Below are 20,929 nucleotides of genomic sequence, written 5' to 3'. Positions count from 1 at the left end.
CCGGGGCACGGTGTGAGGACGACCGACACGCGCGTCGCCCCGGCGACCCTGCGGACGGCGACCGGGCGCGAGGCCGCCCGATGGGTCGCGGCGCACTGCCGGCAGGTGCCCGGTCTGACCACGGCCACCGTGCTCACCACGGTGGCCGGGGCGGCCCTCCAGGTGCTCCCCGTGCTGCTGCTCGGCCGGGTCGTCGACGGGGTGACCGAAGGTGAGTCACGCTCGATCCTCGTCACGATCGGCGCCCTGATGGTGGCCGCCGCCCTGCTCGGAGCGGCGGCCACCGCGGTGTCGACCTATCTGATCGGCAGGCTGGGCGCGGACCTGCTCGCACGGCTGCGGGAGAGGGCCGTCCGGGCGGTCCTCGGAATGCCGAGCGCGCGGATCGAGCAGGTCGGCCGGGGAGACGTGCTCTCCCGGGTCGGTGACGACGTGGCCGTCGTCTCCAAGGGCATCCGCACGGCCGTCCCCACCGTGTTCTCGGCGGGCGTGCTGGTCGCCATCGCCACGTTCGGCATGTTCGGACTGGACTGGCGGCTCGGCCTGGCGGGCGCCGGCGCGCTGCCCGCGTACGCACTGGCGCTGCGCTGGTACCTCCCGCGCTCCGCCCCGCTGTACCAGAAGCAGCGGGCGGCCCAGGCCGACCGGGCGCAGGCGTTGATCAGCGGTCTGAACGGGATCGACACGGTCCGGGCCTACCGCCTTGAGGGCGCCTTCCGCGAGAAGGTCACCGAGGAGTCGTGGCGGGTCCGCAACCTCGGGATCGACGTGTTCCGGTTCTTCGGCCGGTTCGTCGGCCGGGAGAACCGCGCCGAGTTCATCGGGCTGGTGCTGATCCTCCTGGTGGGGTACGCCCTGCTGGAGGCCGACGCCGCCAGCCTGGGCGAGGTGGCGGCGGCCCCGCTGCTGTTCCACCGGCTGTTCGGTCCGCTGGGCCTCATCATGTTCACCTTCGACGAGGCGCAGAAGTCGGGCGCCAGCCTGACCCGGCTGGTCGGGGTGCTGGGGGAGGCCGCCGAGGGCAGGCTGGTGGGCGACCCGGCGGTCACGCCGGCGGACCCCGCGCCGCTGCCGGTGACGGTGGAGGGACTGACGTTCCGTTACCCCGGCGCCGACGAGCCGGTCCTGAAGGACGTCGACCTGAGCATTCCGGCCGGCGGTTCGCTCGCGCTGGTGGGGGCGACGGGCGCCGGGAAGACGACCCTGGCCGCGCTGATCGCGGGCATCGGGACCCCGCAGGCGGGGTCGGTGCGCATCGGGCCGACCGACCTCGCCGGACTGGACGAGGCCGGGGCGCGGGCCCTGGTGAGCATCCTGACCCAGGAGACGCACGTCTTCTCCGGTCCGCTCGCCGACGACCTGCGGCTGTCCGCGCCGACGGCGACCGACACCGAGCTGATGGACGCGTTGCGCACGGTCGGCGCGGGCGAGTGGGCCGAGGCGCTGCCCGACGGTCTGGCCACCCCGGTCGGCGAGGGCGGTGAACGCCTGGACGTCACCAAGGTCGCCCAGCTCGCCCTGGCCCGGCTGGTGCTGGCCCGGTCGCCGGTGGTGGTGCTCGACGAGTCGACCGCCGAGGCGGGCAGCGAGGGCGCCGCCGAGCTGGAGCGGGCCGTGCTGGCCGCGTGCGCCGGCCGGACCACCCTGTTCGTGGCGCACCGGCTGACCCAGGCGATGGCGGCGGACCGGATCGCCGTCCTGGACGCGGGGCGCGTGGTCGAACTGGGCACGCACGAGGAACTGGTGGAGCTGGGCGGCCGGTACGCGCGGTTGTGGCGGGCCTGGCGAGAAGGTGGTTAGGTAAGCCTAAGTTGGGTGGGACTGACTTTCATGCCGAGAAAGGGCGTTGAGTCGTCGATGGAACCGAACGCTCGTGTCGTACTGCTTTCTCCCGCACGCCTGGCCGACGTACGTCGGCGCACCGGCGACTACTCCGACAGGACCATCGCCGAGGCGAGTGCCATCGGGCTGTCGTACTGGGCTACCGGCCTGAGCCCCGACGGCATCGACCTGACCCCCGGCACCCTGTTCGCCGACGTCCTCGGCTGGGTCGACAACGGCGGGACGGCGCCCGCCGGCTGGCGGGTCGGCGCGGACGGCGCGGACGGCCTGAGCATCACCGCCCCGGAAGGCGTCCTGCCGGCCGGCGCCCAGCTCGCCCTGGACGACCTCGCCGACTTCCCGGACCGGCCGCTCGGCACCATCGGCCCGTCCAGCGTGGCGGCGCGGCTCGCGACGCTGGCCGAGTGGAACGACACCGACGCCGACCGGGCCCGGCCGACCATCGTGGAGATGTTCCGCGAGCAGGCGCGCACCAGGCCGGACGCCGTCGCCGTCGTCGACGAACACCGCTCGCTGACCTACCGTCAGACCGCCGAGCTGTCCAGCCAGCTGGCCCACCACCTCGTCGCACGCGGACTCACCGCCGAACAGGTCGTCGGCATCTCACTGGGCCGCTCCGCCGACATGGTGATCGGCCTGCTCGCCGTGCTCCAGGCCGGATGCGCGTTCGTCCCCCTCGACCCGCAGTGGCCCGCCGCCCGCCGGGCCGTCGTCATCGAGGACGCCCGGGTCGTCCTCCAGCTCAACGACTCGGGCGGGCACGACCCGGCCGAACCGGAGGCCGTCGCCGTCGACCTCGCCGACTGGCGGTACGGTTCCCACCCCACCGGGGAGACCGGCGTCCCCCTCCCCGGTGACGCCCTCGCCTACGTGATCTTCACATCCGGCTCGACCGGGCGGCCCAAGGGCGCGATGATCCGGCACGAGGCGATCAGCGAGCGCCTGCTGTGGCAGGTCGACGAGATCCTGCGCTTCGGCCACGACGACGCGTCCCTGTTCAAGGCTCCGCTGTCCTTCGACATCTCCATCAACGAGATATTCCTGCCGCTGGTCTCCGGCGGCCGGCTGGTCGTCCTGCGGCCCGGCGGCGAACGCGACCCGCACCACCTGCTGAGCGTGATCGAAGAGCAGCGCGTCACCTTCACCTACCTGGTGTCGTCCATGCTGGACGTGCTGCTGGAGATCGCCGGCGACTCCGGCCGGCTGGACAGCCTGCGGCACGTGTGGTGCGGCGGCGAGGTGCTGACCCCGGAGCTGTACGAGCGGTTCCGCGCCACACTCGACATCCCCATGTACCACGGCTACGGCCCCGCCGAGACGACCATCGGCGTCTCGCACGTCATCTACCGGGGCGCGGCGGAACGCCTGTCCACGTCGATCGGCAGGGCCAACCCCAACACCCGGCTGTACGTCCTGGACGACGAACTGCGCCCGGTCCCGTTCGGGGCCGGCGGCGAACTGTACGTGGGCGGCTTCCTCCTGGGGCGCGGCTACGTCAACGCGCCCGGCCTGACCGCCTCCCGGTTCGTGGCGAACCCCTTCGCCGACGACGGGTCCCGGCTGTACCGCACCGGTGACCTCGCACGGTACAACCCGGACGGATCACTGGACTTCCTCGGCCGCGCCGACAACCAGGTCAAGATCCGCGGCATGCGGCTGGAGATCGAGGACGTCGAGGTCGGACTCGCCGAGCACCCCGGGGTACGGCACACCTGCGTCGTCCCGAAGAAGAACACGGCGGGCGGCACCTACCTGGTCGGGTACGTCATCCCGGCCGCCGGAAGCGAGGACCTGCGGGCCGACGAGGTCAAGGCGTGGGCCCGCGAGCACATGGTCGAGTACATGGTGCCCGCCCACATCGTCGTCCTGACGGAGTTCCCGCTCACCGCGAACGGCAAGCTCGACCGGAACGCCCTGCCGGAACCCGCGGTCCCGACGGGCACGCTCGTGCCGCCCGCCACCGAGAACGAGCGCGCGGTGTGCGCGGCGGTCGCGGCGGTGCTGCGGCTCGAGGAGGTCGGGGCCGACCAGGACTTCTTCCAGCTCGGCGGGGACAGCATCCTGGCGATCTCGCTGCTGAGCGCGCTGCGTGCCGCCGGTCTCCACGTCACGGCGCGGCAGGTCTTCACCCACACCACCGTGGGGGCGCTGGCGGCGGTGGCGAGCCGTGAGGACGTCTTTGCCGTGGACCACCGCGACGTCCCGACCGGCTCCGTCGTCGGATCGCCCGTCGTCCAGTGGCTCGGCGAGACCACCGACGCGATCGACGGCTTCGTGCAGTCGGTGGTGCTGAACACCCCGGCGGACCTGACCGCCGACGCCCTCGACGAGATCCTCACCGCCGTGGTCCGGCACCACGACATGCTGCGCGCCAGGCTGGTGCGCGGCGAACCCTGGAGCTTCGACATCCCGGAGGCGGACGGGGCCGCGGCCGGATGGCAGGAGAGCGACCGCCCGCTCGACGAGTGCGTCGCCCTCGCCACCGACGGGCTGGACCCCGCGGCCGGCGTGATGCTGCGGGCCGTCTGGCGCCGTGCGGCACGCCAACTCGTCCTCGTGGCGCACCACGTGGTGATCGACGGGGTGTCCTGGCGCGTCCTGATGGAGGACCTGGCCACCGCCTGGCGACAGCTCACCTCCGGCACGCCCGTCGAACTGCCCCCGGTGGGCACGTCGTTCCGGCGCTGGACGCAGCTGCTGGAACGCGCCGCCTTCGACGCGGACAGCTCCTACCACCGGCGTCCCCTGCCGGGCCGGGACCTGCCGCTGGGCCGGCGCGCCCTGTCCGAGGACGACACCGTCGCGGGCGAGCGCCTGCGGACCGTCACGGTCGGTCCCGAGGTCACGGCCGCGCTGCTGGGCGAGATCCCCGCGAAGTTCCACGCCGGCGTCAACGACGTCCTGCTCACCGCGCTCGCCGTCGCCCTCGCCCGCCGGCGCCGCGACCTCGGCCAGGACCAGACCTTCGCGCACATCGAGCTCGAGGGCCACGGCCGCGAGGCGGGGTTCGTGGCGGACTCCGCCGGCTTCGAGCCGGAACTGTCCCGGACCGTGGGCTGGTTCACCACCCTCTTCCCGGTGACGGTGGACCCCGGAACGGCGCCCGACCTCACCGCGTCCGCGTACCTGACCGCCGCCCTCAAGGCCGTCAAGGAGGACCTCGCCCGGGTACCGGACAACGGCGTCTCCTACGGTGCCCTGCGGTACCTGACCGGCACGGAGTTCGACGCCCCCGCACCCCAGGTGCTCTTCAACTACCTCGGCCGTTTCGCCGCCGGCGCCCCCGGCGACTGGCAACTGGCGGGCACCACCGGCCGGCTGGGCGAGAGGCGCGACCCCCGGATGCGCCTGCCGCGCGCCCTGGAGTTCAACGCGATCGCCGAACCCGCCGCCGACGGCGCGTACGAACTGGTCACCACGATCTCCTGGCCCGACGGGATGTTCACCGACGAGGACATCACCACCCTCGGCGAATACTTCCGCACCGCCCTCGCCGGACTCGCCGCACTCGACCGGGGCGGCCACTCGCCCAGCGACTTCCCCCTGGTACCGCTCACACAGAGCGACGTCGACGCCCTGGACGGCCCGGCACTGCGCGACATCCTGCCGCTGACCCCGCTGCAGGAGGGCCTGTACTTCCACTCCGTCTTCGACGACGACTCGGCGGGCGCCTACGTCGAGCAGCAACTCCTCACCCTGGACGGCGAGGTGGACGCCGGCCGGCTCGCGGCGGCGGCCACCCGGCTGCTCACGCTCTTCCCCAACCTGGCCGCCCGCTTCACGGCCCTCGCCGACGGCCGCGTGGTCTCCGTGCTGGAGAACGGCGTCGAAGTCCCCTTCACCGTGACCGACCGCCCCGGCATCACCGACGAGGACCTGCGCGACCTCGCCGAACGCGACCGCCGCGCCGGCTTCGACCTGGCCACCGGCCCGCTGATGCGCTGCACCCTCGTCCGCGGCGGCCCCGGCCACAGCGTCCTGGTGCAGACCGTGCACCACATCATCGCCGACGGCTGGTCCGTCCCGCCGATGCTCCGCGCGCTGCTGGCCGAGTACCACGCACCGGGAACCGTGCACCCGGCCGACAGCTTCGCCGACTACGTGCACTGGCTCGCCGGACGCGACGCCGACGAGAGCGACCGGGTGTGGCGCGAGCAACTCGCCGGCCTGCCCGGCCCGTCGCTGGTCGCCGAGGACCACACCCCGTCCGACCGGTTCGCCGACACCGCCGTGGAGCCCGAGGACGACATCGACGCCGTCGCCCGCGAGGCGGGCGTGCCGCTGAGCGTGGCCGTGCACAGCGCCTGGGCCCTGACCCTCGGCGGCATCCTGCGGAGCGACGACGTGGTGTTCGGCTCCACGGTGTCCGGCCGCGACGCCGAGGTGCCCGGCATCGGGGACATGGTGGGCCTGTTCATCAACACCATCCCCGTACGCGCCCGTTGGTCCTCCGGCACCACGGCGGGCGACCTGCTGTCCTCGGTGCGCGACCACCAGAGCGCGGTCCTGCCGCACCAGCACGTGTCACTGGCGAGGATCGGCCGGCAGGCCGGTTCCGGGCCCCTCTTCGACACCCTCGTGGTGTTCGACGTGACCACCGACGCGGCCTCCCTGCGGCGGCCCGGCGACACCCTGGCCATCACCGGCATCGTCAACGAGGGCGCCCCGCACTATCCGTTGACGCTCGTCGTCGAGCGCGCCCCCGACGGCCGCCCGCGCTTCAACCTCATCCACGACGGTGAACTGCTGCGGGAGACGACCGCCCGGGCGATCCTGCGCACGTTCACCGGCACGCTGACCCGCCTGCTCACCCGCCCGGACACCCCGGTCGCGGACCTGGAGCCGGAGAGCGGTCGACGCCCCGCCCCCGTCACCCCGACGACCCTGGGCGGACTCTTCGACGCCGCCGCGCGCCGCGACCCCGCCGCCACCGCCGTCACCCAGTGCGGCCTCGACGGCACCACCCGGTCCCTGACCTACGGTGAACTGGCGCAGGCGAAGGACGAGTTGGCCGCCTCCCTGCGCGCGGCCGGGGTCGGTCCGGGCAAGCTGGTGGCCGTCGCCGTCCCGCGCTCCGTCGAGCAGGTCGTCGCGCTGGTCGCGATCGTCGGCGCGGGCGGCGCGTACGTACCGCTCGACCTGGCGTACCCGGACGAACGGCTGGAGTACGTCCTCGCCGACGCGGCCCCGCAAGTGGTCCTCGTGGACCGCGAGCAGCGCGACCGCTTCACAGAGCTCCTCAGCCGGGCCGGTGTCGCGGCCCGCGTGCTCGTCCAGGGAGAGGAACCGCCACCGGCGGATGCCGCCGGGCCCGCACCCGGGGCCGACTGGCACGACCCCGCGTACGTCATCTACACCTCCGGATCGACCGGCCGGCCCAAGGGCGTCGTCGTCCCGCACGCCGGCGTGGTGACCCTGCTCGCCCGTACACAGCCGGACATGGGCTTCGGCCCGGACGACGTGTGGGTCCAGTTCCACTCCTTCTCCTTCGACTTCGCGGTCTGGGAGCTGTGGGGCGCGCTGGCGCACGGCGGTGAGCTGCTGGTGCCCGAGTACGGGCTGACCCGCTCCCCGGTCGACTTCCACCGCCTGGTCCGCGAGCGCGGAGTGACCGTGCTCAACCAGACCCCGTCGGCGTTCTACCAGTTCGCCGAGGCGGACCGGCTGGCCGGCGAGCCGCTGCCCGCGCTGCGCCGGATCGTCTTCGGCGGGGAGGCGCTGGACCTCGGCCGGCTGCGCGGCTGGGTCGAGCGGCACGGCACCGCGTCGCCCGAACTGGTCAACATGTACGGCATCACCGAGACCACCGTCCACGTCACCCACCGGGTGCTGACCGACGAGGACTTCGGCCCCGGCGATGACGTCAGCCCGATCGGCGGCCCCCTTCCCGGCCTGGTCACCCACCTCCTCGACGACCGGCTCCGGCCGGTGCCGCCCGGCCGGGTGGGCGCCATCTACGTCGCCGGCGACCAGGTGTCGCTCGGCTACCTGGGCAGGCCCGGCCTCACCGCGGGCCGGTTCGTGGCGAACCCGTTCGCGGGCGACGGCTCCCGCATGTACCACACGGGCGACCTGGCCCGCCGCACCCTCGACGGCGAGCTGGAGTTCATCGGGCGTGCCGACGACCAAGTGCAACTCAAGGGCTTCCGCGTCGAGTTGGGCGAGGTGGAGTCCGCGATCCGGGAGCTCGACGGCGTGGTCGACGCCGCCGTCACGGTGGCGGACACCGGAGACCACCTGGTCGCGCACGTGGTGGGCCGCACCCCCGGCGACCTCACCGCCCCGCTGGCCGGGAAACTGCCCGCGCACATGGTTCCGGGCCGGGTCCTCACGATCGACGCCCTGCCGCTGACGGTCAACGGCAAACTCGACCGCAAGGCCCTGACCGAACACGCCCGCAGGAGCACGGGGAACGGCACGGCCGGCCACGAGGCACCCGCGGACGGACACGCGGCCACCGCCGCACTCGTGGACGTCTTCACCCGGGCGCTGCCCGGCGCGGCCGTGGACGCCGACACCGACTTCTTCCGTGCCGGGGGCGACAGCATCGTCGCCATCACCGTGGTCAACCGGGCCAGGGCACTCGGCCTGCCGATCGCACCCCGGGACGTGTTCCTGCTCAGGACACCGCGGGCGCTCGCGGAGCACCTGGGGACGCAGACCCCCCGGGCCGGTGCCGCGCCCGCTCCCGCCCGCCGCGAGGACGGGCCCCTGACGCCGACCCCGATCATCCTCCGCCAACGCGAACTGGGCGGCTCCCTCACCCGGTTCGCCCAGGCCAGGACCCTCGACGTCCCCGAAGGCGCCCGCTTCACGGACGTCCGGCGCGCCGCGAACGCCGTGGTCGCCGCGCACCCGGTCCTCCGGCTGCGGCTGCGCACCGAGCACGGCGTGTGGACCCTGCGCACCGAGCCCGCCCGCGACGTCGCCGTCGCACGGCCGGACACCACCGACGCGACGGCCGTCGCGAACGAGGCGGCCGGGCGGCTCGACCCCGAGTCCGGGGACGTCGTCGCGTTCGCGTGGCTGGAGGCGCCCCGGACCCTCGTGGTCACCGTGCACCACCTCGCCGTCGACTCGGTGTCCTGGCTGATCCTGCTCGACGACCTGGCCACCGCCCTGCGCGGGGGAACCCCGGCCCCGGCGACGACGTCGTACGCCGAGTACGCCGAAGCCCTGACGCTCCGGTCGGGACAGGCCGTCGACGACCTCGGCCACTGGGTCACCACGCTCCGGGCACCCGCACTGCTGCCGGCGCCCGGGGAGCCGCGCGAGACCACCGTCGTGCTCGCCCCCGAGGTGAGCGACCGCCTCACGCGCACGGCACCCGCCGCGCTCGGCGTCGGCCTCACCGAGCTGCTGTGCGGCGCCCTGCGCACCGCGCTGACACGGATCCAGCCGTCACCCACCGATCTCGCGATCGAACTGGAGCGGCACGGCCGGGTCCCGGCCCTCGAGCACCACGACTACACCCGCACGGTCGGCTGGTTCACCTCCATCGCGCCCGTACGCCTCACGGCCCACACCGACCCCGTGGCGGCGGCGCGCGAGGTGGCCGAGCGCCAGCCGGACGAGCACGCGCACGTCGCGTACGGCCGGCTCAGGTACCTCAACCCGCAGACGGCACCGCTGCTCACGGCCCGCCCGCAGGTGCTGTTCAACTACCTCGGCCGGGGCAGCGAGTCCCGGGCGCTGCACCTCACCGGGGGCGAACCGGGCAGCCCGTACGCCGTCGAGGTCAACGCGTGGCTCGACGAGACCACCGGGTCCCTGCGCGCGGCCTTCACCCTCGCCGAGGGCGTCCCCGACGAGATCACCGGGCACTGGCTGAGCGCACTGGAGCACATCGCGGACGCCTCCGTCACGGCCGAGCGCACCGCGCCGGTCACCCCGCTCCAGCGGGGCCTGTTCTTCCAGGCCCAGCTGGCGGGCCCGGCCGGGCACTACGTGGCGCAGAACTGGTTCACCTTCGACCGGCGCCTCGACACCGACGCGCTGGCCGAGGCGATGGCCCACGTCATCGGGCGGCACCCGGTCGTGGGCGCCGGCTTCACCACCGACGACGACGGCAACCCGGTCCAGGTGCTCAAGGCGGGCCGGCGGGTCGGCGTCCGCACGGTCTCCCTGTCGACGGACGCGGAGGTCGAGGAGTTGCGTGCCCGGGACCGGGACACGGGGTTCGATCCGGGTGAGCCGCCGCTGATCCGGCTGACCGTGGTGCGCCTGCCCGACGACCGGGACGGCCTGCTGCTCAGCTACCACCTGCTGCTGTGGGACGGCTGGTCCCGCGAGATCGTGCTGCGGGACCTCTTCGACGCCTACCGTGCCGCCGTCGCGGGCGATGTGGCCGATCCGGTCCCGGCGACGCCGAGCTTCGAGGACCACGCCCGGGCGCTCGCCGCCAGGGACACCGCCGCGTCGGAACGCTTCTGGGCGGAGCACCTGGCGGGGCTCCCCGGCCCGACCCTGCTCGCCGGACCGGCGCCGGCCCTCTCGGACGACCTCCCGCACGCCCTCGTGCACACCCTGTCCGCCGAACGGTCCGACCTGGTGCGGGAGGCGGCCAGGGCACACGGTGTCACGCTGAACTCGCTCCTCACCGGCGCGTTCGGCCTGCTGCTGGGCGCGCACACCGGCCGCGGCGACGCGGTGTTCGGCGTGACCGTCTCCGGCCGCGAGGGCGAGGGACTGTCCGGCATCGTCGGCGTGCTGCTCAACACCGTGCCCCTGTGGACCCGGGCACGGCCCGACCACACCGTCCGGGAGTACCTGTCGGCCGTACAGGCGACCAGGGTCGAGGCGATGGAGCACGAGCACCTGGGGCTCGGCGAGATCCAGCGGGCCGCCGGGCACGACACCCTGTTCGACAACCTGTTCGTGCTGCAGAACTTCCTGGACATGGACGCGTTCGCCGAGATGAACGCCACGCACGGCATCACCTCGGTGAAGGCCGACGACTCCACGCACTACCCGTACACCTGGGTGGTCACCCCCGGCGACCGGCTCACGGTCAAGCTGGAGCACCGCGTCGGTGACACCGGGAGGGCCCGCCGTCTCCTCGACGACTACCTGCGCGTGCTCGACGACCTGGCCCGGGCCACCGGACCGGTGGGCGCACTGCCGGGCCTCGGCGCGCAGCCGTCGCCGGGTGAACGCACGGACGTCGGCACGGACACCGTCGTCGACCGGTTCGACCGGGCGGCGGACCGCGCCCCGGAGCGGACCGCGCTCGTCGCCCACGGCTCGTCCATGACCTTCGCCGAACTCCGGGACCGCAGCCGCGCGGTGGCGGGCGTGCTCGCCGGGCGCGGCCTCGGACCCGAGACGACCGTGGGTCTCGCGATCCCGCGCTCCCTCGACTCGATCGTCGCCCTGTTCGCCGTACTGCGCACCGGCGCCGCGTACGTGCCGCTGGAGCTGGACCACCCGGACGAGCGGATCGCGGCGATCGTCGCGGACGCCCGCCCGGACGTGATCCTCACCGTCGGCTCCGTCGCGCCCCGGCTGACCGGGCTCACCGGTGACCTGATCGAGCTGGACCGTCCCCTGCCCGAGGCCGAGCCGTACCTGACGTTCGCGCCGGACGACCCGGACCGTCTGCGGCATCCCGCGTACACGATCTACACCTCCGGATCGACCGGGAAGCCGAAGGGCGTGGTGACCGAGTACGCCGGGCTCACCAACATGCTGGTCAACCATCAGCGCCGCATCTTCGAGCCGGTGCTGGCGGAGCACGGCCACCGGGTCTTCCGGATCGCGCACACCGTGTCGTTCGCCTTCGACATGTCGTGGGAGGAGCTGTTGTGGCTCGCCGACGGACACGAGGTCCACATCTGCGACGAGGAGTTGCGCCGTGACGCGCCACGCCTGGTCGCGTACTGCCTGGAGCACGGGATCGACGTCGTCAACGTGACCCCCACCTACGCGCAGCAGCTCGTGGCGGAGGGCCTGCTCGACGACCCGGAGCGGCGCCCGGCGCTGGTGCTGCTGGGCGGCGAGGCCGTCACCCCGACGCTGTGGCGGCGGCTCGCCGAGACCGAGGGAACGGTCGGCTACAACCTCTACGGACCCACCGAGTACACCATCAACACCCTCGGCGTCGGCACCTTCGAGTGCCAGGACCCGGTGGTGGGCGTGGCGATCGACAACACGGACGTGTACGTACTGGATCCGTGGCTGCGGCCGCTGCCGGACGGGGTGCCCGGTGAGCTGTACGTGTCGGGCGTCGGCATCGCGCGCGGCTACCTCGGCCAGCCCGCCCAGACCGCGCACCGGTTCGTCGCGTGCCCGTTCGGTGCGCCGGGTGAGCGCATGTACCGCACCGGGGACCTCGTGGCCCGCCGGCCGGACGGCAACCTGATGTACCTGGGCCGCACCGACCAGCAGGTCAAGATACGCGGCCACCGGGTCGAACCCGGCGAGGTCGAGGCCGCGTTCGCGGCCCATCCGGCGGTGCGGTTCGCCGCCGCGGTCGCCCAGCCCGACCCGGGGGTCGACGGCGCGTACCGGCTGGCCGCCTACCTCGTGCTGGAAGGGGCGGAGTTGGCGGCCGTGGCCGCCGAAGTGGGCGCCGGACTGCCGGACTTCCTGCGCCCGACGCACTACGCGCGGGTCGACGCCATCCCGCTGACGGTGAACGGGAAGGCCGACACCAGGGCGCTGCCGGAGGCCAAGCCGCTGGGCGCGCTGACCACGGCGGGGGAGCGGGGACCGGAGACCGAGACGGAGACCGTGGTGTGCGAGTTCTTCGCCGAGGCACTGGACCTGGACGACGACGAGGTGAGCGCGGTGAGCGACTTCGTGTCCCTCGGAGGGCACTCCATGCTGGCGGTGCGGCTGATCGGGCTGCTCCGCCGGGAGTACGGTCCTGTCGTCACGATCCGCGACCTGTTCACCCTGCGCACCCCGGAAGCGATTGCCCGCCACATCGATGACCACTCCTGACGCACAGAGGCCCCGCCCGGGGTCCGACATCCTGCGCACCGCCCTGCGCCGCAACATCGGCGCGATGGCCGGTGGCACCGTCCTCATGGGCCTGTACCAGGCCGGTGAGACCGCCTTCCCCATCGCGCTCGGCCTGATCGTCGAGCACACGATGCGGGACCGGAGCCCCGGCCTGCTCGCCCTGTCGATCGCCGCGCTCGCCGTGATCATCACGACGGTGTCGCTGTCGTGGCGGTTCGGGATGCGCATCCTGCAGAAGGCCAACACCACGGAGGCACACCGCTGGCGGGTGAAGGTCGCGGCCTGCGGACTCCAGCCGGTGGCCAGGGACGTCGACCTCAAGTCCGGCGAGGTGCTGACCATCGCCACCGAGGACGCCGACCAGACCGCCGACATCATCGAGGTGGTGCCGCTGCTGATCAGCTCGCTGGTGGCCGTGCTCGTCGCGGCGGTCGCGCTGGGTGTCGCCGACATCCGGCTCGGCCTGCTGGTGATCGCGGGCACCGCCGCGATCCTGACGGTCCTGAGCGTGATGTCCCGGCGGATCGGCGGCAGCACCCGGGAGCAGCAGGCCCGGGTGGCGCGGGCGGGGGCGAAGGTCGCCGACCTGATCACCGGCCTGCGCCCGCTGCACGGCTTCGGCGGCAACCACGCGGCCTTCCGGTCCTACCGGAAGGTCAGCACGGAGGCGAGGCTCCAGGCCGTCACCGTCGCCAAGGTGAACGGCGTGTACGCGGGCACCGCGCTGGCCCTCAACGCGGTCCTCGCCGCCGCCGTGACCCTGACGGCGGGATGGCTGGCGTTCGACGGCCGGATCAGCATCGGGGAGCTCGTCATGGCCGTGGGACTGGCGCAGTTCATCATCGAACCGCTGAAACTGTTCTCGGAGATGCCGAAGTACGTGATGGTGGCGCGCGCGTCGGCCGAGCGGATGGCGCTGGTGCTGACCGCGCCGCCGGTGACCGAACCGGGACCGGAGCGGCCGGCCGCGGGCGGCGGCCTCGAGGTCGACTGCGTACGGTACGGATCCCTGAACAAGCTGAAGTTCCAGGTGGCCGCGGGCGAGTTCGTGGCGATCGCCGCCTACCGGCCGCGCGCGGCGGCCGACCTCGCGTCGATCTTGGCCGTCAACGTGCCGCCCCACGCCTACGAGGGAGTGGTGCGGGTCGGCGGGCGGGAACTCGCGGAGCTGTCGGTCGAGGCGGTCCGCGAGCACATGCTGGTGAACCCGTACGACGGGGAGATCTTCGCCGGTACGCTCCGCACGAACATCGACCCGTCGGGGACCAGCCGGCTGGTCCCCGAGGCCGTCGAGGCGTCCATGCTGACCGACGTCGTGGCCCTGCACCGCGAAGGACTCGACTACGCCGTCCGCGACCGCGGCGCGAACCTGTCCGGGGGACAGCGCCAGCGGCTGTCCCTGGCCCGCGCCCTGGCCGCGGACGCCGACGTCCTCGTCCTGCACGACCCGACGACGGCCGTCGACGCCGTCACCGAGCAGCTCGTCGCGCGGGGCATCGCCGAGCTGCGCCGGGGCCGTACCACCGTCGTGATCACCAGCAGCCCGGCCCTGCTGGACGCCGCCGACCGTGTGCTCGTCCTGGACGACGGGATCGTCACCGCCGAGGACACCCACCGGAACCTGCTGGCCACCGACGAGGACTACTGTGCGGCGGTGGCACGCTGACGTTCCCCGGAGGGCCGGCGGGGCCGCGTCGCCCGTGCGGCCCCGCCGCGGGGCGCGACCGGCCCCCACCGGCCCCCGGCTGACTCATCCCTCTCCCGGCGGTGCCCCGAGCGCCCAGGCGACGTCGCGCAGCAGGGCGTGGCGCCAGCCCGCCCGGTCGTGGTGCGACGCCGAGCGGGAGACCCGTACGGTCGCACCGGCCCGTTCGGCCAGGTCCTCCACCAGGGCGCAGTGGGGGAGCATCCGCGTCTCGTGTTCCCCCACGTCGAACGCGACCCGCAGACCGGACAGGCCGGACCGCCCCCGCAGGCGTGCGGCGACGGCGCCGCCGGCCGGGCCGCCCAACGGGTCCGCCAGGCCGGCGGCATCGGGCGTCCACCAGAACGCCCCCGACTGGCAGGCCACGCGGGAGACCAGGTCCGGGAACTCCAGGGCCGCGTACAGCGCGCTCAGCCCGCCGAGGCTCTGCCCCGCGACCACCAGCCGGTCCCGGTCGGCGGGCACGCCGGTCTCCGCCACCAGCGGCAGCAGTTCGTCCCGGACCGCCTCCCACAGTTCGGGCCGGCACCCGAACTCGGCCGTGCGGTCCTTGGCCGGCAGGAAGACGAGCGTGACCGGAGGCATCGCGCCGGCGGCCACGGCCGACTCGAACGCGGTCGTCGCCGGGTGCAGGTACAGCCAGTCGTCCCCGTCGAGCAGCAGGACCACCGGCCCGCCGCCGTCCACCGGATGGACCCGCACGGTGCGCCGCCCGCCGAGCCGCTCGCTGTTCCAGCGGATCCGGGTGCGCGGCACGGGGAGGACGTCCTCGGCGCCGAGGTCGGGCCAGTGCGGCTGGGCCGGGGCGTCCGGCGTCGCCGCGACGGACCGGTCGCCGCCCGCACCGGCCGGGTTGAACGGGTCGGCGAAGGCCGCGCCGTCCACGAGGAACCGGTAGGTCACCCGGAGCCGCGCGGGCATGCGCACCTCGGCGTACCAGCAGTCCGTGTCGCCCCATCGGTCCAGGCGCACCGGCTCCGACCAGCTCTCGAAGTCGATGCTCGCCGCCCCGGGGCCGCGCCACAGGAACAAGGTCACCCAGCCGCCGTCGCCGGCGGGCACCGACACGGGTGTCCGCACCGCGGCCCAGAACGCGTCGGTGCCGGGTGTGCCGGGCAGTCCGAACTCGTCGAAGTCGCCCTTCGTACCGGCCGCGAGGCCCCGCATGAACGTCTCCTTGTGAGGGGGGAGGGGAAAAGCTAGGCTCATGCCAATTAGGCGAGGCTAACCTAATCGTGGCTTGACCGGGAGGCACTCAGCATGAGCACCAACCCCTTCGACGACACCGAAGGCCGGTTCCTGGTCCTGGTGAACGACGAGGGCCAGCACTCCCTCTGGCCGTCCTTCGCGGCGGTGCCCGGCGGGTGGACGGTCGCCTTGGAGGAGAACTCCCGGGAGGCGTGCCTGGAGTTCGTCGAGGCCCACTGGACCGACCTGCGCCCCCGCTCCCTCTCGGCGTCCGCCGACGGCTGACCCGCCACCGGCCGGTCCGGGACCGGACCGGCCGGTGACGGCGGGCGGTCACCCGGACGTCACGCCGGGCGCGGACCGGGCGCGCGTCACCAACTGCTCTTGGTGACCCCCGGCAGTTCGCCCGCGTGGGCCATCTCGCGCAGGCGGATGCGGGACAGGCCGAAGGCGCGCAGATGACCGCGGGGGCGGCCGTCCACGGAGTCGCGGTTGCGCACGCGGGTGGCGCTGGCGTCGCGGGGCTGCCGGCGCAGCTCCCGCTGGGCGGCGGCGCGTTCCTCGTCGGACGTCCGGACGGACGCGATGACCGCCTTCAGTTCGGCGCGGCGCTCGGCGTGGCGGGCCACGACGAGTCGCCGCCGTTCATTCTTCGCGATCTTGCTCTTCTTCGCCATCAGACCTTCCCTCCCCGGGCGCGGATGCGCGCGACCGCGGCCTCCACGCCGATCGTGTCGACCGTCTTGATGCCCTTGGCGGACAGGGTGAGCCGGACGTGGCGGCCTTCGCTCGGCAGCCAGTAGCGCTTGCGCTGGACGTTCGGGTCGAAGCGGCGCTTGCTCCGCCGGTGGGAGTGCGAGATCTGATGCCCGAAGCCGGGCTTCCGGCCGGTGAGTTGGCAGTGGGCGGACAAAGTTCCTCCTCGAGGTCGGTCAGTGGCAGCACACTAGCAGCTAGATGAAAATGAAATTCAATACCGTGTACAGTGCGGTCCATGGCCCGCAACGAACTGCGTCCGATCATCAAACTGAGGTCCACCGCCGGCACCGGCTACACCTACGTGACCCGCAAGAACCGCCGTAACGACCCCGACCGTCTGACGCTGCGCAAGTACGACCCGATCGCCGGGCGCCACGTCGACTTCCGTGAGGAGCGCTGACCACCGTGAAGCCCGGAATCCACCCCCCGTACGGCCCCGTCGTCTTCCGCGACCGGGCCGCCGACTTCGCCTTCCTCACCCGGTCGACGGCCACCAGCGACCGGACCGTCGAATGGGAGGACGGCAACACCTACCCCGTCATCGACGTCGAGATCTCCTCGGCGAGCCACCCCTTCTACACCGGAACCCAGCGCGTCCTGGACACCGCGGGACGGGTCGAGCGCTTCGAGCGGCGCTACGGACGCGACCGGAGCGGACGGTGAGCGGGGGCCGGACCCGGCTGCCGGTCGCGATCGTCGCCGGACTGCACGCCGACGCCCGCCGGGCCGCCGTCGACGAGATCCTGCGCACGGTTCCCGGTTCGGTCGCCCTGCACCACGACCTGACGTCCGCCGTCGACGGTTCGGTGCGTCGGACCGTACGCGACGCCGACGGCCTGCTCGGCAGCGGCGACGCGCCCCTGGTGAACGACTGCGCGTGCTGCGCGCTGCGTGAGGACCTCGTCCCGGAACTGACGCGGCTCGCGGAAGCGGGCGGCCACCGGCTGGCCGTCGTGGAACTGTGGGACTCCGTCGAGCCCCACGGCATGGCCCCGGTCATCGCGTCCGAGGGCGCGCCGCTCGCACTGACCGGGGTGGCCACCGTGGTCGACCCGGCCCTGGTCCTGCCGTACCTGTCCAACGGCGACGACCTCGCCGAGGCGGGCCTCGCCGCCGCCCCGGCCGACCGGCGCACGATCGCCGACACCTTCGCCCGGCAACTGGAGTACCCCACGGTGATCGCCGTCGTCGAGGACGGCCCCCACGGGGAGGACCGCGAGGCCGCCGACGCCGGCGACCACGCGCTGCTCGCCCAGCTCACGCCCGGCGCGCGCAAGGTGCCGGTGGGGAGCGGGGCCCTGGGCGCCGCCCTGCTGGCGGGCTTCGACCCCGAAGCGGCCACCGCCCGCGTGCATCCCGCGTGCGCGCTGCTGCCGCAGGAATGCGACGAGCACGGTGTGAGCACCTTCGTCTGGCGGCGCGAGCGGCCCTTCCACCCGCAGCGCCTCTACGCGGCGCTGGAGGACCTGACCTGCGCCGCCGCGCGCAGCCGTGGGCGGTTCTGGCTGGCGGACCGCCCCGACACCCTGCTGTCCTGGGACGCCGCGGGCGGCGCGCTGTGCGTGGAGTCGGCCGGGCCCTGGCTGGCGGCCCTGCCCGACGCCGCCTGGGAGATGGTGCCCGCGGAACGCCGCGTCGCCGCCTCGGTGGACTGGCACCCGGAGCACGGCGACCGCCGCCAGTACCTCACCTTCACCGCACCCGGCCTGGACCGCGACGGCCTGCTCACCCTCCTCGACTCGTGCCTGCTCACCGATGACGAGTACGCGGCGGGAAGGAGTCGTTGGGAACAACTTCCGCACGCCTTCGACGACTTGCTCGACCCGGTGACCTGAAGCCCCCTCCCGCCCCGACGGCGGTCCGTCCGAGGAGAGGGGCTCCCTCGCCCTCCGGGCGGCGCCGTGTCCCGGCCGCGCACGCACCGCATCGTGTGCGAAGAAAGGAACGCCCCCACCATGCCCCGACGTACAGGCGCCGACCGGCGCACCGCGAAACGCGCCAACCCGCTGGATGCCGCCGGCATCACCTACGTCGACTACAAGGACACCGATCTGCTGCGCAGGTTCATCTCCGACCGGGGGAAGATCCGCAGCCGCCGGGTGACCCATGTGACACGTCGGCAGCAGCGGCAGATAGCGCGGGCCGTCAAGAACGCGCGCGAGATGGCCTTGCTGCCGTACGGCTCCCGACAGGGCTGAAGCCCGTCGCTGAAACGGTGTTCGCCCCGTCCGCGAGACGGGGCGAACACCGTTTCGCGCTCCCGAGAACCCGCCGGGCGGGGAACGGCCGCACGGCCCCGCTCACGGTGTCCGGTTCTCACCCGTACGTGGTAAATGCCTGGACCGGAGCCGTCTTCCAACGGAAGACTTCCGAGCTCCGACCTCCAGGAGTGTGATGGCGACAACAGATACGCAGGGGCCGGCGCCGGGCAGGAGCGCGGTCGTTCTCGCGCTGCGCCGCTACGGCCGGGAACTGCTGAGACTGCGACGGCTGGCCCTGCCCGCGCTGCTGCTGCCGGCCGTGGGCAACATCGGAATCCGCTACATCGCCCCCCTGCTGATCGCCAAACTGGCGGGGCAGGCCGCCGACGAGGGCGGTCTCACCCTCACTTCGGCGCTGCCGTACGTGCTGGGCTTCGGCGCGGTGCTGCTGCTCGCCGAGATCGTGTGGCGGATCGGGCTGCACTGCCTGAACCGCGTGGACGCCCTCGGCATGGAACACCTCTACGTGAGCGGCATGGACGAACTCCTCGCCCAGGACGCCGCGTTCTTCCACGACAACTTCGCCGGCTCCCTGACCAAACGGGTGCTGAGTTTCGGCAAACGCTTCGAGGACTTCGTCGACACACTGACGTACCGGATCGTGGGCAGCCTCGTCCCCCTCGTGTTCGGTGCCGTGGTGCTCTGGCACTACGAACCCGTGCTCGTCGCCGGCCTCCTCGTGATGATCGCGCTGACCGTGGTGGCCGCGACACCGCTGATCCGTCGCCGGCAGAGGCTGGTCAACGACCGTGAGGCGGCGATCGCCCGGGTCTCCGGCCACGTCGCCGACAGCCTCGCCAACATGGAGACCATCCGGGCGTTCGCGGCCGAGCGGCGGGAGGCCGACGAACACCGCAGCCGCGTCGCGGACTCCCGGCGCCTGACGCTGAAGTCGTGGGACTACGGCAATCTGCGCGTCGACACCCTGATCGCCCCCATGTCCGTGCTGACCAACGTGCTGGGTCTGCTGGTCGCCGTCGCCCTCGGGGGCCCGGGGCAGGGAGTGGAGGAGATCGTCGTCGCTTTCACCTACTACTCCAACGCGACCCAGATCATGTTCGAGTTCAACCAGATCTACCGGCGTCTGGAGAGCTCGATGACCGAGGCCGCGCAGTTCACGGAACTGCTGCTGGATCCGCCCACCGTGCTGGACCCGGCGGAACCCGAGCCGCTCGCACCGCGGGACACCGGCATCCGCTTCGAAGCGGTGACCTTCGCCCACGCGGGTGCGAAGCCGATCTTCCGGGGACTCGACCTGGAGGTGCCCGCAGGCGCACGGATCGGCCTGGTCGGCAGGTCCGGCGGCGGCAAGACCACGCTCACCCGGCTCCTGCTGCGGATGTCGGACATCCACGGCGGACGCGTCCTGATCGGTGGTCAGGACATCAGCCTGTTGCGCCAGAACGACCTGCGCTCACTGATCGCCTACGTCCCGCAGGAACCCGCCATGTTCCACCGCAGCCTGCGGGACAACATCGCCTTCGCCCGGCCCGGCGCCACCGACGAGGAGATCCACGCGGCGGCCGCGGCCGCACACGTCACGGAGTTCGCCGACCAACTCCCCGACGGCTTCGCCACCCTGGTGGGGGAGCGGGGAGTGAAACTCTCGGGCGGCCAGCGCCAGCGCGTCGCCCTCGCCAGGGCCATCCTGCGCGACGCCCCGGTCCTGCTGCTGGACGAGGCGACCAGCGCGCTGGACTCGGAGAGCGAGCTCCTCGTCCAGGACGCCCTGTGGCGGTTGATGGACGGACGTACGGCCCTCGTGGTCGCCCACCGTCTGAGCACCGTCGCCGGCATGGACCGTCTCGTCGTCCTCGACCGCGGACGCGTCGTCGAGCAGGGCACCCACGAGGAACTGCTCGCGGCGGACGGCGCCTACGCCAAGCTGTGGCAGCACCAGTCGGGCGGCTTCCTCGGCGAGAGCACCGGCCCGGCCCCCGGTGACGATCCACCGGCAGCCGGTCTCACCGGGCTGCCGGGACCACCCGAACCGGCGCCGGACCGGGACTGGAAGACGTCCCCGCAGGCTCGCACGAGCACCGGACCCGCCTGACCGAGCCGGTCCCGCCTGACCGAGCCGGTCCCGCCTGACCGAGCCGGTCCCGCCTGACCGAGCCGGTCCCGGCCATCTCCGGGCCGCCCGTCGTCGACGAAGTCGGGGCACGCCCGCAGGACGTCTCCGGCGAGCCTGATGTCAGCGGGGCGCGGG

Annotated in this window: 12 protein-coding genes; 9 read left to right on the top strand and 3 right to left on the bottom strand. The window is 73.2% G+C overall.

The annotated features are described in order from the left end of the window. The first annotated feature begins 12 nt into the window (after positions 1-12). The 3 genes from KUM38_RS40060 to KUM38_RS40050 are packed head-to-tail and all read left to right on the top strand — an operon-like array spanning position 13 to position 14,473. The gene (locus KUM38_RS40060) at positions 13-1,800 is read left to right on the top strand and encodes an ABC transporter ATP-binding protein (protein WP_217137064.1); all 1,788 of its coding nucleotides are present in this window, start codon (positions 13-15) and stop codon (positions 1,798-1,800) included. A gap of 57 nt (positions 1,801-1,857) precedes the next feature. Continuing rightward, entirely contained in the window at positions 1,858-12,786 is a 10,929-nt protein-coding gene (locus KUM38_RS40055; RefSeq protein ID WP_217137063.1) for a non-ribosomal peptide synthetase, read from the top strand. Continuing rightward, positions 12,773-14,473, top strand: a complete 1,701-nt coding sequence (locus KUM38_RS40050; protein WP_217137062.1) for an ABC transporter ATP-binding protein — start codon at positions 12,773-12,775, stop codon at positions 14,471-14,473. The genes KUM38_RS40055 and KUM38_RS40050 overlap by 14 nt, the downstream gene beginning before the upstream one ends. Before the next feature lie 84 nt (positions 14,474-14,557). On the opposite strand, the gene KUM38_RS40045 is transcribed toward KUM38_RS40050, so the two are convergent. Continuing rightward, entirely contained in the window at positions 14,558-15,679 is a 1,122-nt protein-coding gene (locus KUM38_RS40045) for an alpha/beta hydrolase-fold protein (RefSeq protein ID WP_217137061.1), read from the bottom strand. Between the two features lie 93 nt (positions 15,680-15,772). On the opposite strand from KUM38_RS40045, the gene KUM38_RS40040 reads away from it, so the two are divergent. Continuing rightward, positions 15,773-15,985: an MbtH family protein gene (locus tag KUM38_RS40040; protein ID WP_217137060.1), complete on the top strand. Its 213-nt coding sequence runs from the start codon at positions 15,773-15,775 to the stop codon at positions 15,983-15,985. Between the two features lie 86 nt (positions 15,986-16,071). On the opposite strand, the gene rpsN is transcribed toward KUM38_RS40040, so the two are convergent. Together rpsN and rpmB are read right to left on the bottom strand one after the other, a co-directional pair. Then, the gene (gene rpsN / locus KUM38_RS40035) at positions 16,072-16,377 is read right to left on the bottom strand and encodes a 30S ribosomal protein S14 (protein ID WP_217137059.1); all 306 of its coding nucleotides are present in this window, start codon (positions 16,375-16,377) and stop codon (positions 16,072-16,074) included. After that, positions 16,377-16,613, bottom strand: a complete 237-nt coding sequence (gene rpmB / locus KUM38_RS40030) for a 50S ribosomal protein L28 (protein WP_217137058.1) — start codon at positions 16,611-16,613, stop codon at positions 16,377-16,379. The genes rpsN and rpmB overlap by 1 nt, the downstream gene beginning before the upstream one ends. An 81-nt stretch (positions 16,614-16,694) precedes the next feature. Between rpmB and rpmG the strand changes: the two genes are divergently transcribed. The 5 genes from rpmG (at position 16,695) to KUM38_RS40005 (ending at position 20,773) form a co-directional block, all read left to right on the top strand. Beyond that, the gene (rpmG, locus tag KUM38_RS40025) at positions 16,695-16,859 is read left to right on the top strand and encodes a 50S ribosomal protein L33 (protein ID WP_037927404.1); all 165 of its coding nucleotides are present in this window, start codon (positions 16,695-16,697) and stop codon (positions 16,857-16,859) included. A 5-nt stretch (positions 16,860-16,864) separates the two neighbouring features. Then, the gene (locus KUM38_RS40020) at positions 16,865-17,122 is read left to right on the top strand and encodes a type B 50S ribosomal protein L31 (protein WP_217137057.1); all 258 of its coding nucleotides are present in this window, start codon (positions 16,865-16,867) and stop codon (positions 17,120-17,122) included. Then, positions 17,119-18,294, top strand: coding sequence for a GTP-binding protein (locus KUM38_RS40015; protein ID WP_308409157.1), 1,176 nt, complete (start codon positions 17,119-17,121; stop codon positions 18,292-18,294). The genes KUM38_RS40020 and KUM38_RS40015 overlap by 4 nt, the downstream gene beginning before the upstream one ends. A gap of 120 nt (positions 18,295-18,414) precedes the next feature. After that, on the top strand, positions 18,415-18,657 hold the full coding sequence (gene rpsR / locus KUM38_RS40010) for a 30S ribosomal protein S18 (RefSeq protein ID WP_217137056.1): 243 nt from the start codon (positions 18,415-18,417) through the stop codon (positions 18,655-18,657). Positions 18,658-18,853: 196 nt separating this feature from the next. Then, positions 18,854-20,773: an ABC transporter ATP-binding protein gene (locus KUM38_RS40005; protein WP_217137055.1), complete on the top strand. Its 1,920-nt coding sequence runs from the start codon at positions 18,854-18,856 to the stop codon at positions 20,771-20,773. Positions 20,774-20,929 lie beyond the last annotated feature (156 nt).

The sequence above is a fragment of the Streptomyces sp. AC558_RSS880 genome (assembly GCF_019049255.1).
Classification (GTDB): domain Bacteria; phylum Actinomycetota; class Actinomycetes; order Streptomycetales; family Streptomycetaceae; genus Streptomyces.
The sequence above is the reverse complement of the archived record's forward strand: the minus strand, read 5'-3'. Positions and strand labels throughout refer to the sequence as shown.